Source organism: Sulfitobacter sp. M85 (genome assembly GCF_029285915.1).
GTDB classification, from domain to species: domain Bacteria; phylum Pseudomonadota; class Alphaproteobacteria; order Rhodobacterales; family Rhodobacteraceae; genus Sulfitobacter; species Sulfitobacter faviae.
Map to the genome: position 1 here is coordinate 1 of NZ_JABECQ010000027.1, position 1699 is coordinate 1699.

General features: G+C 56.5%; 1 protein-coding gene, 1 tRNA gene and 1 pseudogene. 2 read left to right on the top strand and 1 reads right to left on the bottom strand.

From position 1 onward, the window contains the following. A pseudogene (tuf, locus tag HKX24_RS17565) lies at positions 1–200 on the top strand (elongation factor Tu); the annotation flags it as partial. Between the two features lie 154 nt (positions 201–354). Here the strand turns inward: tuf and HKX24_RS17570 are convergent. Beyond that, on the bottom strand, positions 355–852 hold the full coding sequence (locus HKX24_RS17570; RefSeq protein WP_067260565.1) for a DUF892 family protein: 498 nt from the start codon (positions 850–852) through the stop codon (positions 355–357). Positions 853–995: 143 nt separating this feature from the next. Here HKX24_RS17570 and HKX24_RS17575 point away from each other — a divergent pair. Next, positions 996–1071 (top strand) — tRNA-Trp (locus HKX24_RS17575). The last annotated feature ends 628 nt before the right edge of the window (positions 1072–1699 follow it).

Here is a 1699-nt window from a genome sequence, read left to right on the forward strand (position 1 = left end):
CGCAGTTCTACTTCCGTACAACTGACGTGACCGGCACCGTTCAGCTGGCAGAAGGCACCGAGATGGTCATGCCCGGCGACAACGTATCCTTCGGCGTTGAGCTGATCGCACCGATCGCCATGGAAAATGGCCTGCGCTTCGCGATCCGTGAAGGTGGCCGGACTGTTGGCGCGGGCGTCGTTTCCAAAATCACTGAGTGATCTTTGGATCGGGCCTTCGGGCCTGACGTCTGAAAGAATCGAAAGGCCGCAGCGTTTGCTGCGGCCTTTTGCTTTGGCAGGGTGGGCAATCCCCCTGAAACAGAAAAGCCGGCCCCCGTAAGAGCCGGCTTTCATCATTCCAATTCAACTGCAATCAAGCGGCGTCAGCGTTCACGCCACCTTTGGTCGCGATCTCTGTCATGCGGCGGTCACCATCATAGGTATGATCAAGCTGCTCCTGCAGTTGTGCACCATCTTCATTCTCGCCCAGACGATTGGCGAAGGCGACAACGCAGCCGTAGCCCGCCAGAGCATAGTGCACCATCCGCTGATACTGCGTGATGATCATCGCATCGCGGGCATCGCTGTCGCCAAAATCTTCTTCCAGCACATGTTTATGCGCCTCTTTCACGAGGCCTTCCATCCCGTGGCAGTGCTCGCCTTCCGGGTCGAGGTCATGTTTGGCGCAGATGGACTTCAGCACATCCATGCCCTTGGCGATTCCATTGCTGCCGTCGATCAGCGCTTCGCTCAACTCCTTGTCCTCGGCTGCGCGGCCCAGAGCGTTGGTCGCTTCGAGCGATTGCTTGCAGGCAGAATAGAGGTCTTGCAGTTGGTCGGTGTAGACGTCTTTAAGATTGTTCATAGTCATCGGTCGTCCTCCAATTTCGGGCTTGGTTCGACGGGAAAACGTAAGCTGAGCGCTCAATGTTCCCCAAAGAAGAGAATATCGGCGGAAAGGTCAGATCTGCTCTTGATCCGCGGCCCGTTTGCGACTACCCAAGCCACCGGCATAGGGGTTTAGCTCAGTTGGTAGAGCATCGGTCTCCAAAACCGAGGGTCGTGGGTTCGAGTCCCTCAGCCCCTGCCACATTTCCTTAGATTAGCGAGAGGCCGCGCGGCGTATCGTTCTTAGCGGAGTCCTGCATCCGCGAGAGACAGGGCCGTGCCTTTAAGGCTATGTCGGTCGGCGGCAATCTATTCTTTGTAGGTTTGCCCACGTCTGGGCCGTCAGCGCGCGAGTGTTCAGCGAGTCGCGCTGACACGGGGCGATTCACCCAGTTTCCACCTCTATGGCGCTGAACTCGGAGATGATTCATCGGGTCAAAGAGGGTTCTGCGCAGCCGTATGCTACCAACGCGGCGAAACTCAGGGCCCGCCCCTATAGAAATAGCACGCCATTTCAGCATCTTGCCGAAAAGTTCCCCGAAATCTCATCTTTTCTCAAATTTCTGCTTGCGGCTTTACCCCACTAACCTTAGAACCCCCTCTACCGGCGGCGCTGAGACGCACCGCTGGGGCGCCAGACGGGGCGGACGGCAGCGGAGACGCGGTGGTTCGGATCACGAGGCAGATAAGAATTCGAGGTATTAGAGGCGGGGCGCGCCAAGAAGTTAGGGCGCATCTCAGTTTCTTTTGTCTCAACGCTGTTTGAAAATTTGATATCTGAAGAGATATGTGGGCGGTTTGGTTCATTCGATGGATCAACGTCTGTATAT